The 18,881-nt window shown below is 45.0% G+C and carries 17 protein-coding genes and 1 pseudogene; 4 read left to right on the top strand and 14 right to left on the bottom strand.

Annotated elements, in window-relative coordinates; genetic code table 11:
* Nucleotides 1-417: 417 nt before the first annotated feature.
* The 12 genes and pseudogenes from REC12_RS17320 to REC12_RS17270 form a co-directional block, all read right to left on the bottom strand.
* Nucleotides 418-1,206 (bottom strand): ATP-binding protein, encoded by a 789-nt coding sequence (locus REC12_RS17320; RefSeq protein ID WP_374214221.1) that lies wholly within the window; start codon nucleotides 1,204-1,206, stop codon nucleotides 418-420.
* Between the two features lie 42 nt (nucleotides 1,207-1,248).
* Nucleotides 1,249-3,195, bottom strand: a complete 1,947-nt coding sequence (gene cooS / locus REC12_RS17315) for an anaerobic carbon-monoxide dehydrogenase catalytic subunit (protein WP_308896618.1) — start codon at nucleotides 3,193-3,195, stop codon at nucleotides 1,249-1,251.
* Between the two features lie 117 nt (nucleotides 3,196-3,312).
* Entirely contained in the window at nucleotides 3,313-3,978 is a 666-nt protein-coding gene (locus REC12_RS17310) for a Crp/Fnr family transcriptional regulator (protein ID WP_308896617.1), read from the bottom strand.
* Between the two features lie 258 nt (nucleotides 3,979-4,236).
* A complete protein-coding gene (locus REC12_RS17305; RefSeq protein ID WP_308896615.1) occupies nucleotides 4,237-5,784 on the bottom strand; it encodes a DUF4153 domain-containing protein in 1,548 nt (515 codons plus the stop codon).
* Complete coding sequence (locus tag REC12_RS17300; RefSeq protein ID WP_308896613.1) at nucleotides 5,768-6,010, bottom strand: helix-turn-helix domain-containing protein; 243 nt, start codon at nucleotides 6,008-6,010, stop codon at nucleotides 5,768-5,770. Before REC12_RS17300 ends, REC12_RS17305 begins: the two co-directional genes overlap by 17 nt.
* 16 nt (nucleotides 6,011-6,026) lie before the next feature.
* On the bottom strand, nucleotides 6,027-6,488 hold the full coding sequence (locus tag REC12_RS17295) for a DUF2975 domain-containing protein (protein WP_308896611.1): 462 nt from the start codon (nucleotides 6,486-6,488) through the stop codon (nucleotides 6,027-6,029).
* A gap of 295 nt (nucleotides 6,489-6,783) precedes the next feature.
* Complete coding sequence (locus tag REC12_RS17290; protein WP_308896609.1) at nucleotides 6,784-8,127, bottom strand: VWA domain-containing protein; 1,344 nt, start codon at nucleotides 8,125-8,127, stop codon at nucleotides 6,784-6,786.
* Nucleotides 8,128-8,430: 303 nt separating this feature from the next.
* Complete coding sequence (locus REC12_RS17285; protein WP_308896608.1) at nucleotides 8,431-9,243, bottom strand: RMD1 family protein; 813 nt, start codon at nucleotides 9,241-9,243, stop codon at nucleotides 8,431-8,433.
* 17 nt (nucleotides 9,244-9,260) lie between these two features.
* Nucleotides 9,261-10,085 (bottom strand): RMD1 family protein, encoded by an 825-nt coding sequence (locus tag REC12_RS17280; RefSeq protein ID WP_308896606.1) that lies wholly within the window; start codon nucleotides 10,083-10,085, stop codon nucleotides 9,261-9,263.
* Nucleotides 10,082-10,273, bottom strand: coding sequence for a 4Fe-4S binding protein (locus REC12_RS26530; RefSeq protein WP_374214226.1), 192 nt, complete (start codon nucleotides 10,271-10,273; stop codon nucleotides 10,082-10,084). Before REC12_RS26530 ends, REC12_RS17280 begins: the two co-directional genes overlap by 4 nt.
* A 183-nt stretch (nucleotides 10,274-10,456) precedes the next feature.
* Nucleotides 10,457-10,664 (bottom strand): annotated as a pseudogene (locus tag REC12_RS17275) (glycine radical domain-containing protein); the annotation flags it as partial.
* Nucleotides 10,665-10,742: 78 nt separating this feature from the next.
* Nucleotides 10,743-12,062 carry an MFS transporter gene (locus REC12_RS17270; RefSeq protein WP_308896605.1) on the bottom strand — a complete coding sequence of 440 codons (1,320 nt, stop codon included), beginning with the start codon at nucleotides 12,060-12,062 and terminating at the stop codon, nucleotides 10,743-10,745.
* Between the two features lie 1,329 nt (nucleotides 12,063-13,391).
* Here REC12_RS17270 and REC12_RS17265 point away from each other — a divergent pair.
* Nucleotides 13,392-13,799 carry a hypothetical protein gene (locus tag REC12_RS17265; protein ID WP_308896603.1) on the top strand — a complete coding sequence of 136 codons (408 nt, stop codon included), beginning with the start codon at nucleotides 13,392-13,394 and terminating at the stop codon, nucleotides 13,797-13,799.
* Between the two features lie 175 nt (nucleotides 13,800-13,974).
* Here the strand turns inward: REC12_RS17265 and REC12_RS17260 are convergent, their stop codons facing one another.
* Nucleotides 13,975-15,141 (bottom strand): hypothetical protein, encoded by a 1,167-nt coding sequence (locus REC12_RS17260; protein WP_308896602.1) that lies wholly within the window; start codon nucleotides 15,139-15,141, stop codon nucleotides 13,975-13,977.
* A 158-nt stretch (nucleotides 15,142-15,299) separates the two neighbouring features.
* Nucleotides 15,300-15,431 carry an Rpn/YhgA-type helix-turn-helix domain-containing protein gene (locus REC12_RS26645; protein ID WP_510167178.1) on the bottom strand — a complete coding sequence of 44 codons (132 nt, stop codon included), beginning with the start codon at nucleotides 15,429-15,431 and terminating at the stop codon, nucleotides 15,300-15,302.
* 618 nt (nucleotides 15,432-16,049) lie between these two features.
* On the opposite strand from REC12_RS26645, the gene REC12_RS17255 reads away from it, so the two are divergent.
* Genes REC12_RS17255 through REC12_RS17245 form a run of 3 tightly spaced genes read left to right on the top strand, consistent with a single transcriptional unit; the run spans nucleotide 16,050 to nucleotide 18,763 of the window.
* Nucleotides 16,050-16,604, top strand: coding sequence for a UBA domain-containing protein (locus REC12_RS17255; protein WP_308896601.1), 555 nt, complete (start codon nucleotides 16,050-16,052; stop codon nucleotides 16,602-16,604).
* Between the two features lie 28 nt (nucleotides 16,605-16,632).
* A complete protein-coding gene (locus tag REC12_RS17250; RefSeq protein WP_308896600.1) occupies nucleotides 16,633-17,310 on the top strand; it encodes a response regulator transcription factor in 678 nt (225 codons plus the stop codon).
* Nucleotides 17,300-18,763: a sensor histidine kinase gene (locus REC12_RS17245; protein ID WP_308896599.1), complete on the top strand. Its 1,464-nt coding sequence runs from the start codon at nucleotides 17,300-17,302 to the stop codon at nucleotides 18,761-18,763. Before REC12_RS17250 ends, REC12_RS17245 begins: the two co-directional genes overlap by 11 nt.
* Nucleotides 18,764-18,881 lie beyond the last annotated feature (118 nt).

The raw sequence follows: 18,881 nt of genomic DNA, 5'->3' as shown, positions 1-18,881 counted from the left end.
AGCACAGCGGAGAAGCCTCCGGCGGAACGGTCGGCTGCCTTTATGCAGTCAGAAAGTATTAAAGAAAGTGTACTTTTCTCCCTGAAAAATCTAAAGCCCCATAAGGAGGGCAGCTTCGGCCACAAAAGTAAACTCATTTCATGGAGAGGCGGTAACGCTCACAAAGGTTGGGAAGGGAGGCAAAGCCAGCGAGTGGGCGAGCCTCGGAATGTTGAGTGACGAAGAGATTGTCTGCGCACGAATTAGCTTTCTTGCAGGATGTGGGTGAAACTGCCCGAACCTAAGGTTCTATTTTTCATTGATCAGTGGTGCCGCTTCGCGGCAGGTATGTCTGACTGTCAAAAAAAGCACCTGCCTAAACAGATGCTTTTTTCGAACGTATTCAGTCTTCGCTGCCAGATCCGCCAGGGTTTTGCTTTAGCTTCTCAAGAGCAAATCAATCTTCTCTTTGATCTTTTCAGCCTCCCGAACAAATGACGCACTCAGGTCAAAAAGATTTTTACCATAGAAATCAGCCTCCACTACAAGCGGATCGTAAGGAAAATATCCTAAAAGCGGCAGGAAGTTAATCTCTTGTTCAAGGACTGCCAATTGCCCTGGATGCACTTTGTTGGCCACGGCCAAAACCTTTTGAACTCCCAGATCACGGGCCAGCTTTACGACCGACTGGGCTGTTTCAATACTGCGCCGCCCCGGTTCGACCACAACTATAAAAGCGTCAACCCCTCTGGCCGTCCCGCGTCCTAAATGCTCAAGCCCGGCTTCCATATCCACAATAACGATTTCATTTCGTTCCATCACAATGTGGTCCAGCAGGCTTTTAAGGAGGGTACTTTCCGGACAGGCGCAGCCGCTTCCTCCCTGGGTGACCGATCCCATCCGCAAAAGCTTTATTCCCCGATAGTCAGCCACATAGGTATCGGGTATATCCTCCACTCGCGGATTGAGACTGTAAATTGCTCCAATCGTCCCGGGTTCAGCCCCGGTACGTTCTTTGATGAGCTTGCGTTCTGCCGAAATCGGGGTTAGTTGAGCCAAGATTTCCCGAGGAAATCCAAGAGCCGTTCCCAAATTGGCATCAGGATCAGCATCTACAGCCAAAACTCTCTGTCCATCCCGGGCATAAAGATAGCACAATAGCGATGATAAAGTCGTCTTACCCACGCCACCTTTACCGGAGACGGCAATTTTAATGCTTCTGCTCATAATACTCACCCTGTTCTCCCTGTTCTTTAATTTGCGTTATTTTCAGGCTTCCGGACAGACAAGCCCCAAAGCCCTGCGTTTTTGGATAATCCGGTCAATAAGGGTCCGGGCGGCTCGGATCGGGTCTGCTTCGTAAATTAATTTTCCCCCAAAAAGTTCATCGGTAGTCACGGGAAACTCGCCTTTATTGGCCGTCAGCGCTTGTTCAACCAGCGGTGAACCGGTGATCGGGGCATTGACCCCAATGTGGACATCCACTCCCTGGGCAATAAAGAAGGTACCGATCGACAAGGCTTTGGGGCTATGATTTTCAGGGCTTGAGCCCGCCACGGGCAGGTCTCTCACGGCCACGCCCAGGCGGTCGGCCAAAGCAACCAGCAAATCGTCAATTCTGGAATTATCGACACAGCTGCCCATATGGAGGGCCGGCGGCAAGGCGGGTAAGCCATTTGCCTGTCCGACAGCTCTCAGGACATTAGCCAGCTTTTCACCGCAATATTGCAGTCCCTCAGGCGAGAGCAAGCCGTTTTTCCCCAGAGAATGGGCCGAACATCCCGACGCAACCACTAAAACATTATTCCGCATCAGTTCTTTAGCTACTTCCGTATTGGCCCAGTCTTGCTTCACTTTAGGATTTGTGCAGCCGACAATCGCCACGACGCCCAGGATATCGCCTTGGGCGATGGCATCAAGCAATGGAAGCAGGGGATCTTCCTTATTTAAAGCTGACAAAAGCTCGACAATCTGTTCGACGGAAAAACCGGCGTAAGCTTCTACCGTGCCCGACGGAATCCGGACCTTGACCCGGTCTCTTTCCGGATAACGGGCAAGAGCGCGCCGGACAATATCCTCTCCCATTTTATCCGCTTCTTCCGGAGTCCAATCAACATGACTTGCTCCTTCAAGCTTAATATTCGGCAAGGTGGATACAAGTTCTGTGTGATAGCATGCCGCCACCTGGGCTAAACCCGGCATAATGCATTGAGCGTCCGCCACCATGACCTCTAAAGCTCCCGTAATTATCGCCAATTCCTGGCTGGCATAGTTCGTGGCCACGGAGACCCCCTGGCGCATTAACAGTTCATTGGCGCTGCAGCAGATCCCTACGACGTTGATCCCCTCCGCCCCGAGTGCCTTAGCTTCATCATTCAGCCTCCGGCTCCACTCCAGCACTTTTTCAGACACCATAGGAATGTGGCCATGAACGGCAATGTTTACATAATCCTCTTTAATGACGCCCATTCTGTACTGTGTTTTGACAAGACGCGGCGTACCGAATAAAACATCCTGAAGGTCTGTCGAAAGATGCAGCCCGTCATACCCTTCAACCAGACCCATTTTCATAATTTCCAGCAACAGGCTGACCGGGTCGCTTTCGCAGCCCATTGCCGCTTTATTGATGGCATTGGCTATTTCCAGGTGAGCATTGGCAGGCAAAAGGTTTAATTTCTCCCAGGTTTCAACTGTTTTACCTTGGGCCCGCAAACGCAGCCAGTGGGATACGCCGCTTTGCTGCCGAAAATCCTGCAGAGCCTTTAAGGCAACCTCATGAGCTATCTGATTCAATTCCAGACCATCCACAGTCAAGCCCAGTTTTTTAGCAAGACTAAGCAGTTTTTCTTGGCCCTTTATTTCATAAGGGGCCTTTCCTTCAGCCGTTTCCAATAGGGTGTGCAGTACCTCCCGGGCGTGTTCTACATGGGGAGTTGTGCCTTCTACAATGAGCGACAGCAAATTGCGCGCTACAATCTGATCTGCCGTGGCTCCGCAAACTCCCCTTCTGGCGCCTTTATTGCCGTTAAAGGTAATACGGCAGGGACCTTGCAGGCAACGGCGGCAGCAAACTCCGGTCAGGCCAAACTTACAATGGGGTTCCTGCTCCTTCGCCCTGGCAAAGGCCGTAGTAATCCCTTCCTCTTCCGCCTTCACTAATAATTCCTGTACTCCGGTATCCAGTGTAAAATCCGTCACGACTAGTTGACTTGGCATCTTTAAGCCCCTCCCTGTCTTAATCATCTCCCTTTTCTGATAATTATCATAAGTCTGGGCCACTAAAAAAACCATCAGATATCTGACGGTTTTCTCACTTTTTCGACAACTACTGATTTATTCTGTTTTTCCTGCCAACTCTTGTAACTTGAGCATATCCGGCAAGAGCACCGATTTGCGGGTGCGTCTGATGACCCCGTCCCGCTCCCAGCGATTCAGAAGCATGGACGCAGTCTGCCGGGAACTCCCGACAGCCAGGGCAATGTCCTCAACCGTTAAACCCAAATTAACAAAAGTCCCCTCTTGCCTGACAATTCCTTTGTCCTTGGCAGCTTCCAGGAAAAAGCGGGCAAGGCGTTTATCAATATCAAGAAACGCCAGATTTTCAATGATGCGGAGAGTATTCCCCAGACTGTCGCCTAAAACCTTAACCATATTCAGGAGTATGGTTGGATTATTAAGCATCAAAAGATAAAAGCTCTCAGTTTGTACCGTCAGGATTTTGGCCGCTTCTCTCGCTTCGGCGAAGGTTCCGGAATGACTGCTGTAAATATCCCCCTGCTCCAGAAAGGCAATCGTAAATTCCTTTCCATCGGGATAAGCGAGATAAATACGCACTTTACCTTCCAGTAAAATCATGATGTAGTTGTCTTGATTATTAGGTTCAAAAATGCCGGCATGCTTTTTGAACTCCCTCAGCTGAGCAACCGGTTGCAGAATTTCCAGCTGCTCCTCGCTTAAAGCCCGCAAAAGCGGGACTTTTTTCAGTTCCTTTAAATTCATGATCACCAGAACTCCTAACAAACTTAGTCTTTTAGTCAACTCCTGCAGATGATATTGAATAAGACTTTTTTTACCCTTGATTATAGCATGACTTTTGATTATAGCATGTTAATCGTTCAGAAAATTAATACGGAATTTATTTTTACAGGCAAAGAATTTGCCGGTCCTGCCGTTCTGCTAAAAATACTATTCCAAGGGACCTCATCCGTACCTCAGGCCTCAGCTCAAACTTTGTCCTTTCAAGGACTGAACTAATAATCAATCGGCTTGGGAAATATCGAAGCCCCGCTCAGCTAAAGTTCTCTTAGCCCTGTACCGGGAAATGTTGAAAGACTGCCAGTCATTCTCCTTTGCCAGAGCTTGCTTTTTAGCGGCAAGCTCCTTCTCCAGCTGGCCGGCCAGCATTTGATCCGGCGTATTTTGGGCGAAATCCGCCAGCATAGGGACGACGTCGTAGGAAAGCCTTGTCAAATAGAGAATATCAATAGGATTTCCCTTATTGTAACGGTCAATATTATTTTTAACAATAATGCTGTCTACATTAACATAATTAAGCAGCGTATAGGCGGCTAAGGAGATGACGATGTAGAATTTAAGCAAAGGAACGGTTGGGCGCCATATTTTGCCCAAAGTAACCAGAAGCAGCAGAAACAGGTAGCCCATGAAAGCATGGGTTAACACTCTCAGATAGGTGAAACCGTATACCGCTTCGTACAAGGACATTCTGACATGAGCGGATAACAGGATGACGAAAGTGCTGACCACCAAAGCGCTGTTTAAAACGTTTACGACCTTATTCAGCCTGCTCCCCGACACTTTAACATACCTCATAGTTCCCAGCACAACGATCAGATTGATTAAGGTGATGACAACCAATTCGAAGAAACCTTTCCTGGCATATTGTGCATAGGTGAAATTTTGTGGAAGACCGTATTTCAAGCTGCCAAAGAGATAGGAAAACTGAATGGCTATAAAAAAGGCATAAAGCAAGTCAAGCAATACCAGCATGGTGGAGACAGTCAGCGGATCTAAAAAAGCCCTCCCGGCCGTCAGGCTGCCGGAGTTTGAAACCGCCTCCTTGGACTTTGTCCCGGCATTAAACAGGCTCCAAAGGTAGCTGAAGATCAGGCAGGTAACTGCAGCCACAATCAGCAGCCTTGGCACAAATTCCCCCAGGCTGATGCCCCTGAAAAGGTTCGGTATTCCCTCAACAAGCCGGCGAAAGATATCGTCTGCGGAGGCTAAGAGGGGAACGATGACAATAAGCAAAACTGCCGCAAACAGCAAACCTGCCAGCACCTTGCCCACCGCTCCCAACTTGCGCAGATTTAATCTGCTTTGGGCAAATTCGGCTATCACAGCAAAAGGCTTGAGGCAGTTCGCTAAAGGGCGGGCAACGACACCATGAATTATCTCCGCCAGAAATTGGGATTTGAACCACTCATGCCGATTATTGGCGGTCAGAAGCAGGGTATGGGCCACAAAGAGTATGGGAATGACCAGGAAATTCAAAACACTAAAAATCCAGTTGGAGTAAATCAGATAGGAAAAAGCCAGAGCGATAATCGGGATGCCCGGCAGCAGATTCCTCTTAAAGTGCCCTCGGTGATGATTGCGCATGTTCCAAAATAAAACGCCGTATAGGGCTATTATGTATAAGGGATAGGATAACCCCAGGGTTTTGCCATAGAACAAAACATTAAACAGGAGACCAAGCATTAAGGCGGAAACCAAGAGATAGCCCTGCTTCTTCCTGGCAAAACCCTCACCCTGGCCCTCCGCTGCCTGACTATTCATTTGATCCATCTTCCATCTCTCCTCCCTGCCCTTCCGGCATAAATTCTAAAATATCCCCAGGCTGACAATCTAAAGCGCGGCAAATCGCCTCCAAGGTCGTAAAGCGAATAGCTTTGGCCTTATTGTTTTTTAAAATCGAAAGATTCGCCAAAGTAATATCAACTTTGACTGCTAATTCCGAGAGACTAATTTTTCGTTTTGCCATCATGACATCCAGGTTGACAACTATAGCCATCTCCAGCATCCTTTCCTCATACTGTCAAATCATTTTCTTCCTTGACCGCTATAGCCTGTTGGAAAACTTCCGCCAGAACGATGGCAAAAAGCCCGGCAATGATGAAGACCATAGCAATGATCGCCGTTAACACCGAATTATAGAAAAAAATCTTAAGTATATAGGCGGCGGCAATCACAAGGCAAGACCCTCCGACGCGGTTCAGACTTTTAACATTGTCCGCCATAAATGGGTTTTTTCTGTTGAGAGTTTTAAATATCTTCCTCATCTCGTTAACCAGTCCCAGGCACACCAAGCCGGTTATGTAGAGGAATCCTAGCAAAAAGTAATAGTTTTCCGTGCTGGTGCGATAAATAGTATGCATATACCACTTCAATGCCAGCGGAAGAGCGAGATAGATTCCCAGTCCGCCCAGGAAAATAAAGTCCAAAATCCGTTTAACAACACCCGACAAACCTCTTTCTCCCAAGATAACCATGATACACGCTTCCTCCTTAATGACTCTCTTCTTCTTTCCTTTTAAACCAGTATAAAAGAAAACTCCATGCTTTTCAATAAATATTTATCAATAAACGATAAATATTTATTGAATTTAGTAACCACAAAAATACTCCCCTTTAAGATCAACAGATTTTCAGCAGTTAATCTGTCGCCTAAAGGGGAGCATATTAAAACGGTCTGACAGTTGTATGTCCAATTCAATCCAACACAAAACGAAAAAAGAAAGAGAGAACATCAACAAATCTATAGCCTTCAGGCTCTCAGCCCAATAACTACAAAATTGATTTTTGCCGGGCCTCCTTCAGCCAGTTTGGATACTCGCCCATCAATAAGTCATATAACTGATCGTCCGCTATTTGCGAAGGATCTTCGACGCTAAAGAAATTGGCATTATCAATATATCTTCCGCTCATAGTGTCCAATTCCTCCAGGAATCGAAAATCTCCGGCAGCGAGCTTGGCAAAAAATCCCCCGCCTTTCGCTATGACATCTTTTTTGGACTTTCCAATAGCCATGAACTGCCAGAATATCGGTTCGCTTGATGCTTCGATAAGCTGCTTTTTGGTATAGTCCTGATCAAAAGTTGCCCCATCGGTGACAAACATAACATAGACGGGAAGATTATTTTTTTTAAATCCGGGAGAGTAAAAATCCCGGATCATTTTTATGGCTTTCCCATAATAAGTTGATCCTTCTAAAGGAAATTTTTTTAAAGTTCTGCCTACAAATCCGCTAAAATTGTCGATTGACATGTCTCCTGCTTTATGGGCCTGCTTGCCGAAGAGGAACAAATCGATAGCGCCGTCATCGTCAAATCTGCAGCCTAAAGCAAGTATTTTCTCAGCAAAGGCCTGCATTTTACCACTGCTATATAGAGGACTCATAGAACCGGAAATATCCAGGCACAGAGCAACCTTAGCACAGTGGCTTTCCAGTCCGACCTTTTTGAGGGATATCGTTGCCTTTTTCGCCAAGGACAAAATAGTGGGGGCTTTTTGCTCCATTTTTTTCTCTAAGTTGATTTTCTTAGGTGTTGGGGCCACCTCCGCAGCAGGAAGTCCGGGGGCCTGTGTCTGATTCAAGGACGGTTCCTGGCTTTTCGCTTCCTCCCCTCCAAAATGCTTGAGGAGAGCGCTGAGTCCGCCGTCAAATCCACTGCCCACGGCACCGAGACGCCACAAGTCCTTAAAATATAGTTCAGATATAATGACGGCTCGTTCCATCTTAAAATTTGAAGGAGCAAAATCATATCTTAGCCCCTCGCCCTTCTCATCGCCAAAGGAAATAAATCCGCCGGATATTTGGGACATCAGGCCCTCGCCGTCGATCGCAGCCGTAAATACCAGACTTTTAATAAAACTTGGGACCTTATTTAAGTTAACTTTAAACCGCGCCTTGCCATTACCAGTTTCAAGCAATTGCATAGAACCCTCAGGGGCATTCATTTGATTGTAAAAGATCATATACCGATCATCTGCAAGCTGCTTTTTCTCATCAAGGCCAAAGCAGCTAATATCTATAGCCATTGACGAGTTGATTCCGACAACGATCTCGATTTCTTGTTCTGTTATGTAATCCGAAATTTTAACCTTTTGTCCTTGTATAAGACTTTTCATAAAAACCGAGCTTACCTCCGCTTCAAGCGCAAAAGTAATTGCTCTTGCTCCTTTCTACAGGCCAGTTAGCCTTCGTTTTTCCCTTGGATTCAGAAAACATTCGCTTCTTTACTGCAAGTGTTCTTCATGCTCAGCAATATTTCCTCCGGGCTGATACTCATTTCCGTAAAAAGAATAAAAAAGCAGGCCCATTCCGCCTCGATTCAGGCACACAGGAATGTCCTGACCTATTGTCTATTGCTTAAAGAAAAAAGGACAGCTAAGCTGCCCTCCTTGAGGTGCCCCTCCCTTGTTGACCGATCTTTATCTCAAAAGGTGCAGAAGCGGAAAGCTGGCCAGAAGCAATATTTCAAACAGCAAAAGCCTTCTCTCCGACTGTTTGCTGCCAAAACTCAAGTACTCTCCCGTTATGGAGTCCAAAATATCCATTTGATTTAATAAAACGGCATATCGTTCCTTAAGCTCAAAATACTCGCTCATTTTATCAAAGATTTGTCGCGATTCGATGGTCTTTTTAAACTCTGAGGGTCTGCCCAGAAGTCTTACGCTCTCCAGGCTCCTGTATTTAAAGCGGATACTTTGGGCCAGAGTTGCAGCCACCTTTTTGCTGTTTGCCCTCAAATATCCTTTATTCAGCCGAATGATAAACGTACCCGCTTCATCTAAAACCTCGGAAAGCTCGGTTTCAATCTTGTAAAGCTCGGTGGACTTTGCCAAAATCGTTGCCGCTATATCATCTACGTGCTGCCGGTAAGGAAACTTTTCCGCATCACCTTCCCACAGGTTTACATAACCATCCCTCGCAAGGATCATCTCATGGCTCTCATTAAATTTAGAAAGTGATTCATAATCCAAATCAATGAACAGCGTCCCCAAATAGTCACAAAAAATAGAGATCTCGTCTTGAGTGAAGTTCAAGAAGGTAATACAGCCGTATTTATATAGATACACCGCCTTGTCGGCTGAGGCATATTTCAGGATCTTCTCAACGTCCGCTCCTTCAAATTTAAGATACTCCCTCCGGCCTGCGTCCTTCCCGAGGTCAATAAATGAGGCGACCCGCGCCAGAGGCAACCTTGCTGAAACTTTATAGGTATTGAGCATTATTTTTTCCATACTGCCTGCACCCGTCTTTACTTGATTAAGTCAAGCACCATAAGCACCAATTCAATCACAATCAGCAGAACAATCACCCACTCAACAAACAATCCGCGTATGGAATGGCTTATGGATGCAAACCCGTCGATAATACTTTTGAGGATTTCAGTTTTGCTTTTTATCACCTCGTAGCGGTCATTCAGCTCGAAAAACTCTGACATCTTTTCGTAGAACTCTGCGGCATCACTGTTAATCCAGGTAATGTCGGGCTTGTCCAGAATCATGATATAGGCAATGGTATTGTATTCATGCCTGACAATCCTCGAAGTCGTTTTGGCAAGTTCTTTATTGCCGATATTTAATTTGCCTTTTTCCAGGTTGTCAATTTTGCTCTCAATATCATCAAGAATTTTGCCCAGTTGCTCTTCTATTCTTTCAAGGGCTACTGATTTGGCAATCACGATGGAAATAAGCTGCGGGTGAAACAAGGCCATATTAGGAATCTGAACGTAGCGATCAGTAAACTCGACGTCTTCGCCCTCAACCGGATGAAGTACATAGTCTTCCTGAAACCTTTCATAACGTCCGATTTCAATATCGGATTTTATATTTTTCAAATAACGCAGCAAAGCTTCAATATGCTGTTGGGCCGAGTTGATAAAAACAATACTGCCAAAGGAAAATACCAGGATCTTCTCATCGTCTCCCGGTTCTTCTCCGATAATTGTTCTAAGCACCTGCTCCTGAAGAAGAAGAGGCTCCTCCCAGGTATACTTTTTCCTGATGTTGCATTCTACGGCAATCTTATTAAGATCGATTTCATTAGTTACCGCAAAAGCCTTGAACTTTAAATCATTCATAGGGCTCCCTTAACTTTCTCTTTAATCTCAATGGCAATAAGAAGACAATTGTAGTATATACAATTAAGATGTTTTTCTACCGCTTGAATAATATCCTCAACACTTGTCTGTTTATCAAAGATTTCAAGCACTTTAGAAGGACATACCTCCGCACAGAGCAAACATTCTTTACACAATTGACGATCAATTGATATTTTGTTATTTTCAGTTTGATCTTACCTGATTGCTCCCATCATGAACCGAATAGTGTTGAATATTAAACACGTATCTATAGCTTTTTTTATCTAATAGCATTGTTTCTCCCATAGTTGCTTCTAAACTACAATGAATGTAAGTCCTGCTTAGGAAAGCAGGGCTTACATTCATTGTAGTTAGATTGCACTGTGCTCCGTTCTAGCGATGATATCATCTTGTAAATCCGGGGACAATTCGACGAAGTAAGCACTATATCCGGCAATCCGTACGATCAGGCCACGGTATTTTGCAGGGTCCTTTTTAGCGGCAAGCAGTGTTTCTCTGTTAACAATTAAATTGTATATGCTACAATTTTAAATCGCACCAAGCCCGGATAAAATTTAAATGATTAATATCCTATTGCTTGCCTCCTCAAATCATAGCGAACTGCAGGCGAGCAAAACTATCCTAGAACTAATTTACCTAATGGCCACTTTCGAGCTGCCAGTTAACGTTTGTTTCCCTTCTCTTCTTATTTTTGCCAATCCACCAGGCGGAAAGTGCACTGATCACACCTGCAAAAAGAACGTAGGCACACAGATATTTTGGACCCCCATTTCCATATTTCAATAATGCCGTGGCAACGATCGGGGTAATGCCACTCGCGAAGATTCCTGAGAACTGATAAACAAAGGAGACACCCGTATAACGTACTTTGGCTTCAAACAGTTCGGAGAACAGGGCTGCCTCTGGTCCATATACAGCTGCGTAAAAAATCCCAAAGGGAATGATAAGGGATAACCAGAGGATTGTATTACTCCCCCCGCCGTGCCCCATAAGCCAAAACGCTGGAAAGGCTACAATACCACAAAGAAAACTAGCAATCGTATAAACCTTTGTTCTGCCCATTCGATCAGAAATATGGCCGAAAAACGGAATAAAAAAGCACATTACAACAGCAGCTATCGTAACACTCAGCAAGGCCTGAGTGCGGTCGATCTTAATCGTTTGCGTCAGATACGTGATTGAGAAAACGCCAAAGATATTAAAGAAAACTCCATCAATGTACCTGGCACCCATACCTGCAAGAATGTTGCCAGTATGAGTGTGCCACATTTCCAAAAATGGAATCTTGGCCTCGCTTTTCTTCTCTTTTACCATTCGGAACTCCGGAGTCTCGACAATATGTGTACGGACCCACGATCCTACAGCGACCAGCACAATACTGATACCAAAGGCAACTCGCCATCCCCATACCATGAACTGAGCATCAGTCGAGAAAAAGGACAATAAGCCAACAACCCCTGAAGATAAGCAAAGTCCAATCGAGAGGCCGATTTGTGGCAAGCTTGCATAGAACCCCCGCTTGGATTCCGGCGCATACTCATAAACCATGAGCACTGAACCGCCCCATTCTCCACCCAAGCCAATCCCTTGTATTACCCTAAGTAACAACAGGGAAATCGGAGCCCAGAGTCCAATCTGAGCATAGGTTGGAATTATGGCAACCAGTACAGTAGAAAGACCCATAATGATCATTGTTAAGACAAGCATGCTTTTGCGGCCAATTTTATCTCCAAAGTGTCCAAAAAGAATACCCCCAATAGGACGTGCTACAAATCCCACAGCAAAGGTCACATAGGCAAGCATCGTAGAAACCATTAAGTCTCCTGTAGGAAAATACAGCCTGTTGAATACGAGTCCAGCGACAACACCATATAAAAAGAAATCATACCATTCAATGGTTGCACCAATGATACTAGAGAGCGCTACTCGCCTAATTGCAGCATTATTGTCACTCATATACTTACCTCCATTAAATTAACTCTTGTGATCACACGCACATTATCTTGCAAATTCACCCCCTGTTTTCTTGGCCTAACAACACCTGACTAGCTTTTGATCCTCTTGATATAGAAAAAGTTAATCGTATGTTTGTATCTTCCTATGGATGCAAAAACCATGCCAGGCTTGGAGAGGCTCAAATATCAATGAATTTTTCAAGATAGTAGAATATTTCAATTGCTCTCTGTGCAGTACTGCAACAGAGCAATCCAACTGAGTAGCTTAATATTTCTTTAAGGTAAAGTCTTTACAACGTTTACAGACGTTGCGATCACGCAACGCCTGTTGTCTAGCTGCAACGTACTTATAAAAGCGGCCAACACAATTATTAGTGATAAAGTTCTCTATGCCAGCGCCCACCCTTTTGTAGACTTCAAAGCAGCCCTAAAGAATTATGAAAAGCTTCCTTTCAAACCCTGATGTTCTCGAAAAAGTGATGTACAAGAATGCAGCCAAAGTATTGAACTTGCCTGAAGTTACGACTTCTACTGCTGCAAACACGGCAGGGAATCATTAAATCTAAAGCATTATTGCAATGAATTTAAAGAACTTGCTCAAAAGGAAATCAGACAAGCCATTGCCCTTATCCGGATAACCCGTAAGGCCTAGCCCTTCATTCCTTGATTTGCTGCAAGTCCTGTTTTTGGACAAAAAAATTCCCTCACAAGGAGGGGAGTATAGGAAGGACGACAGAAGAACAACGAATATGTTAACCGCCAATCAGCGGATAACTGTTGTTGTGAGAATGCCGATACGCCAAGCTTATCGTATTAAGTTATTGCCTTGTATTCATGATACTTTATATATGTTATCGTTTTATGAATTTAATATAAAGAATGCGTTAAACCTTATAATGGAAATACCAAGAGAGCAGACGAGGGAAGATTATACTTTCCGGCTGGTATAAAAAAATGTCTTGACAGGCATTTTTCCGGATAAAGCCCCTAAAATTATTTAGGGAGTAATTTTTAGATTATAGGGGAAGGTTCTTTTTTCTTAAGGATTTTTTGGACATGGGCAGCATAATTAAACACTAAGACAAAGGTCATGATTGCCAAGTAGCTGAGGAAATATGACATTAATTCTTACCTTACTGTAACTTTCCTACTATTTTCGACAATCCTATCACACTCAAACGGCTATTTCAATATACTCTTTTTCCTAATCTTTCTTGATAGGAAGCTAAGTCCCTGGATAAGTGCGGCTAAGATTCAGATGGAGTTAAAACTCCATCTGAATCAAGCCTTCTTTATAAGGTGAATTTCAGCGCTAGGAGACGAAAAGGAAGTGGGTTCTGTGCTGGGTGCTACACATATGATCGTAGGAGCAACCGTCTCTAAAAAAGTCTCCTACAAGATTGAAGGATATCTGCTGGCGTTCCTGTCCCATTTTTTCCTGGATGCTATCCCCCACTATGAGTTAAGCGTTTGGCTCAATTACGTGTTGGCACTACTGGCCGGAATATTTCTAATTATGCTCGCCTGGCACAGAAGAGATAAAAGAATCCTGATTGCCGCTTTCCTGGGAGCATTCCCGGATATCAACTGGATCTTAACATGGTCCGCCTCATTGGATAGAGTACACTCTATGTTCCATTCAAGCCTAAAGCCCCCGCCAATTTTTCTGGGTATTGAACTATTCATTATTATTGCCTCGGGGGTTTTTCTTCTTCAGGAGTCTCCGCACAAAGTATGAAGAAAACTTGGCGGGCAGCTGCCTAGCTGCCTTATGCCGTCAGAAAGTATTTAATGAAGTTATTCTTTTGACGGCAGAAAAAAGCGCCCCTTTCGGGACGCCTGTGGCGATACATTAACTCTTGGCAAAAATCAACCTTGAATAAAATGGTGCTGGGTATGGACTACAGGCTGAATCAATCCTTTTTCACGCCTTTTCCCAGTAAATCCGTCATCTCCGTCATATTGAAAGAGTTCGTTTTGTCGAGTTCCGGAAAACTAATGTCTACCGGAGCATTTATGCCGGTAACATCCGTGTTGAAATTGATTAACATATCCAAAGTACCCTCGGGCTCAACAGGAGAGCTTTGCTGACCATTTACTTTAAGTGCTTGCATAAATTGGCTCATTTTGGCTAAATCCAAATTAAGATTTATGACTCCGCTTTCTTTGATCAGATAGCCATTGTAGAGGTAATATTGAAGATCAAGGCCCTTATCCCCTAAAATCCTGACTCCTTGCAATTGGTCCATAACATTATTGAATCCTGCTAAAAAGTCCGCCTGTTTATCCTCATCAAATTGGGCAAAGGCTTGATCAAAGGCAGCTAAATTTTTCTCCTTATCCGGAGTTTGACTCATTTGCAGGGAAAAATCCATGAAATCTTTAACAAAAGCCAAAGCCTCTTTATTCTGTACAAAGTTGTTGACGGTATAGCGAATTAAATCTTTGAGTTGCTTGTCATCAAGCCTAATCTCATAACGACTGACTAACTTGCTGCCATCATCCGTTGTCAAATACTCGCTCGAACTGCTTACCGTGTCAAAATTCGGATTGAATTGTTTAGCATAACTCTCTAAGAAGCTGATTTCTTTAGTTCTGAGAGTTTTGCTGAATTCCAGGAATTTTGTCATGTCCAGGGTGTTACCCGTAGGATCCTTCATCGTCAATGGAGTCAACACCATGTAATCCTTGTTCTGAAACTGCTCAGGCAAAGATGCCTTAGCAATTTGCGGAAGTTTTATAATCTCAGTCAATTTCGGAGTGGTCTCCGTTAAATCGGAATCTACCCAAATCGGGACATTTAGGTTCATTTGCGGCGTAGCCACATTCATAATTACCTGGGCCTGAGCAACCGTTTTATCTTCATTGCCTTTAACTTTGGTATCAAAACTGAGAGTTGTGTTATTCAGCAGCATAAGAGCGTTATCCACTTGCTGCTGAGCATCCGAATTAAAACCGGAACCGCTCAAATGAAACGTCAGCTCAGTGTGCGCCTGTTTGGAATTTACATCCTGGGTTTTCAGAGCCGCATTGAAAATTTCCTGCTGATTCAGACTGCACCCCGTGAGAACAAATAACAAAACTACTGCCAAGGTAAGCCAAATAAATACTCTCTTCCTTCTTATAATTTCCCTCTCCTTCCTAAGTAACGGCGTTTTATCATTCTATGATTTATATCGGCAAATATATCTCGGTTCGCCATGGAAAATAGTGCCTTATGATTAAATTTGTGTCATTTTTAATATTTATCGGCGACTGTCTCAACGTCTTTTTCAGATAAGCCTGTTGCTTTGCTTACTTTTGATATCTCAACTCCCATGTCTAAGAGGTTCCTAGCCTTCTTAGTGAAATATAAAGGAATTGATCCCAATTTGTAGAATAGAGTACAAGAAATAAGAGGTTAAAATGAAGCCTAAAGTTGTTAGTTGCATCCTTTTACTAAGCACCGTGCTTTTAGGATGGCTGTATTTTCACGAGACTTCAAAAGCCAACGTGGAAATCGATTGATTATTTAACTTGGCTAATGGAACCAAATAATACCCCGCAAAACTAAGAGAGCCGCCCGAATTAGGAGGCTCTCCTATACGTCTCAACAAAGCCAAGGCCGACAAATTATGTATCAAGCGAATTATGGAACATGCCGTCCCAGCTATCACCGCCGGAGTCTATACCCCTAAAGACATTGGCGACCTACTTGAAGCTATTGACTTAAGCTGATATTTGTATATTGTGTGTTTATTGTTTGTATATTATATGTATATTACCGATTGAAGTAAGAGCATTTCATAGGATTTTAAAATCCATGAAAACCTTGAGAATAGAGTCTTTTCTTAATTTGCGGCTTTAATTTTTTAATCCAATTTTAATATTCGTCAAATTGTCCTTGAAGTTTTTTAGGTTAGAATTCAGTCATACTCAATTGCGGCCAGAGACAAGAAAACGAACTGCGCCAAAAGCATTCTAACAAAAAACAAGGAGGAATTTTTTAATGACCACTTTAGAACAAGTAGAAAAACTATGCGCCATGGCAAACATAAGCTACGAAGAGGCCAAAGCCGCTCTTGACGCTGCCAACGGCGATTTGCTCGAAGCCATTATCTATCTGGAAAAACAAGGAAAAGTAAGCACGCCAACGGGTGGCGGTTATTACAGCAGTGCCAAAACCAGCGACCCCAGTGCCGGAGCCTATCAGGAAAATCCCTGGGAAAAGCACCACCACCATCATCACTGTCATCATGGCAAAGGCTTTTTTTCCGTCTTGAAAAAGATCGGGGAATTTTGCTTGAAAATGCTGCGCAAAGGCAACACCAATGCTTTCGAAGTGCTTAAAAATGATGAAATCAAAGCCTCTTTTCCGGTCACTGTCCTGGGCTTGCTGCTGATCTTCGCTTTCTGGGTCACTATTCCCCTGCTCGTGATCGGAGTATTTTTTGGCTTGCGCTATCGCTTTAACGGACCTGATTTTAGCGGGAACATGGTCAACAACGCTATGAACAGCGCGGCTGAGGCTGCCGAAAACCTTAAAAAATCCGTCGACTTTTAACAAATAGCGGAAATGGTGGTTAGTTTCCATGAGTTCAAAAATTTTAATCATTGAGGATGAAGAAAAGATTGCCCGTTTCATCGAGCTGGAGCTTGGTTATGAGGGCTATTCCACGACAAAGGCCTTTGATGGCAGAACGGGGCTTGAACTCGCCGAAAGCGGCGAGTTCGACCTCGTTTTGCTGGATGTCATGCTGCCTAAATTAAGCGGGATGGAAGTTCTGCGCCGAATTCGCCGCACCTCCTCTGTGCCCGTTATTATGCTGACAGCCCGCGACAGCGTGGTGGATAAGGTCTCCGGACTGGACAGCGGAGCGAGCGATTACATTACGAAACCTTTTGCCATCGAAGAACTTTTAGCGCGCATCCGCACCGCTCTCAGAAAAACCCTGCCGGAAGACGCCGGTGTGCTATCTGCCTCGGGACTGCTTCTGGACACAGGCCGCCGCACGGTCACGATGCTGGGCAGGCCTATTGATTTAACCAAACGTGAATTTGATCTTCTCCATTTTTTACTTAAAAACAAAGGCATGGTCATTTCCCGGGAAGCACTGCTGGAAAATGTTTGGGGCTTTGATTTTACGGGGGAAACTAACGCCGTCGACGTTTACATCCGCTTCCTGCGCGGGAAAATCGACGAAGTGTTTAATATTAAATTAATTCACACCGTCAGAGGAGTGGGATATGTGATTAAAGATGAAAAATGAGCCGGCAAGCACTCCCCCGCGTAGTATCGGCACTAAAATACGCTTTTCTATTGTCTGGAAGCTCAACCTAAAACTTTTTTTCCGCACCCTGGGACTCTTTTTGGTCCTTGACCTGCTTCTGGGATTAGGGGCCGCGGCCGGGCTGATCATCCGGGCGGAACAGACCGTGACAGACGCGGCGGGGCTGCTGGCTCAAACCGGGCCACCCGCCGGAGAAGCGGAAGATTGGCTTGCTCTCAGCGGATGCAGCATTTCTCTGCAGACGGGAGCAGCCCGAGGATTTCATATCCCCACCTCCCTGCAAACTTATTTCTCCGCTCAAACTGCTGCCGATGCCAGAAGTATCGATCTGCCGGATGGAGAGGGTTTAAACGAATGGGGACGTTTAACGGCTCTTACCTATAACGTTACGGTAGAGGCTGCCGGCCATTCTTACCGCATCTCTTTCCGCCCTCAAGAAACCCTGCGGATTTTGGCGGGAATGTTCGCTCTGGTTTTGCTTCTGGAACTTTTATTGCTCTTCCGCAGCATTTTTACAGGCCTGGGCATGATCCGCAGCACCCTCCGGCCTATTCAGGAATTAGCTGAAACGGCACAAAACCTGAGCGCGGACGGCGTCTTTTCCCCGGCACAGCTGGAAGCTCTGGCAGGCAAATTAGATGATATCAATGCCACAAAACTGGATACAAGAATTTCCCTGGGCGACACGCAAAACGAGCTGAAAACTCTGGCTTCAGCCATCAACGGGATGCTGGACCGCATCAACGAATCTTACCGTTCTCAGATACGTTTTGTCTCAGACGCCTCTCATGAATTAAGGACGCCGATTTCCGTCATTCAGGGATATGCCAATCTGCTGGATCGCTGGGGAAAGAACGACGAGAAGACCTTACAGGAATCAATTGACGCTATCAAAGATGAAACAGCCAATATGAAGAGCCTGGTAGAACAGCTCCTCTTTCTGGCACGCGGCGACAACAACAGTATGGCCCTGCAAATAGAGAGCTTTGAGCTGTCCGGCCTGGCCGCCGAAGTCCTGCGTGAAACTCAGATGATCGACGGCGGGCACGAATACACTTCAAATCTGGCGACCGTATTTGTCAAAGCGGACAAAGGCCTCATCAAACAGGCAATGCGCATACTCATTGACAATGCCATGAAATATACGCCCGCAGGTAAAAGGATCACCCTTTCCGTCTCGGGTTCAGGCGGTTTGGCCCGTCTGACTGTCCAAGACGAAGGCATCGGCATCGCTCCCGAAGCCGTCCCCAAAATTTTTGACCGCTTCTTCCGCGCCGACGAATCCCGCGCCCGGACCACGGGCGGAACAGGACTGGGCTTATCCATTGCCAAGTGGATCACGGAACGGCATGGCGGACACATGGAAGTATTAAGCCGGCAGGATATCGGCACCAGAATTTCCATTGTCTTGCCGACTGTGCCCGAGAGCTAAGCCCCGACAGAACAAACAAGGGACAGATTTCTGTACACAGCAGAAAATCTGTCCCTTGTTTGTTCCGGCCTTATATTTAGAAAAGGAACTTAGTATTCCTTCATCATGATCCAATATC

Origin of the sequence: Candidatus Desulfosporosinus nitrosoreducens (assembly GCF_030954495.1) — a bacterium.
Classification (GTDB): Bacteria; Bacillota; Desulfitobacteriia; order Desulfitobacteriales; family Desulfitobacteriaceae; genus Desulfosporosinus; species Desulfosporosinus nitrosoreducens.
This window is presented reverse-complemented; position numbering and strand designations above follow the sequence as displayed.

What these genes read in the sequence shown, in the direction of transcription:
- REC12_RS17320 (WP_374214221.1), bottom strand. Translation starts at nt 1,206, where the DNA reads ATGAGCAGAAGCATTAAAATTGCCGTCTCCGGTAAAGGTGGCGTGGGT.
- cooS (WP_308896618.1), bottom strand. Translation starts at nt 3,195, where the DNA reads ATGCCAAGTCAACTAGTCGTGACGGATTTTACACTGGATACCGGAGTA.
- REC12_RS17310 (WP_308896617.1), bottom strand. Translation starts at nt 3,978, where the DNA reads ATGAATTTAAAGGAACTGAAAAAAGTCCCGCTTTTGCGGGCTTTAAGC.
- REC12_RS17305 (WP_308896615.1), bottom strand. Translation starts at nt 5,784, where the DNA reads ATGGATCAAATGAATAGTCAGGCAGCGGAGGGCCAGGGTGAGGGTTTT.
- REC12_RS17300 (WP_308896613.1), bottom strand. Translation starts at nt 6,010, where the DNA reads ATGGCTATAGTTGTCAACCTGGATGTCATGATGGCAAAACGAAAAATT.
- REC12_RS17295 (WP_308896611.1), bottom strand. Translation starts at nt 6,488, where the DNA reads ATGGTTATCTTGGGAGAAAGAGGTTTGTCGGGTGTTGTTAAACGGATT.
- REC12_RS17290 (WP_308896609.1), bottom strand. Translation starts at nt 8,127, where the DNA reads ATGAAAAGTCTTATACAAGGACAAAAGGTTAAAATTTCGGATTACATA.
- REC12_RS17285 (WP_308896608.1), bottom strand. Translation starts at nt 9,243, where the DNA reads ATGGAAAAAATAATGCTCAATACCTATAAAGTTTCAGCAAGGTTGCCT.
- REC12_RS17280 (WP_308896606.1), bottom strand. Translation starts at nt 10,085, where the DNA reads ATGAATGATTTAAAGTTCAAGGCTTTTGCGGTAACTAATGAAATCGAT.
- REC12_RS17270 (WP_308896605.1), bottom strand. Translation starts at nt 12,062, where the DNA reads ATGAGTGACAATAATGCTGCAATTAGGCGAGTAGCGCTCTCTAGTATC.
- REC12_RS17255 (WP_308896601.1), top strand. Translation starts at nt 16,050, where the DNA reads ATGACCACTTTAGAACAAGTAGAAAAACTATGCGCCATGGCAAACATA.
- REC12_RS17250 (WP_308896600.1), top strand. Translation starts at nt 16,633, where the DNA reads ATGAGTTCAAAAATTTTAATCATTGAGGATGAAGAAAAGATTGCCCGT.
- REC12_RS17245 (WP_308896599.1), top strand. Translation starts at nt 17,300, where the DNA reads ATGAAAAATGAGCCGGCAAGCACTCCCCCGCGTAGTATCGGCACTAAA.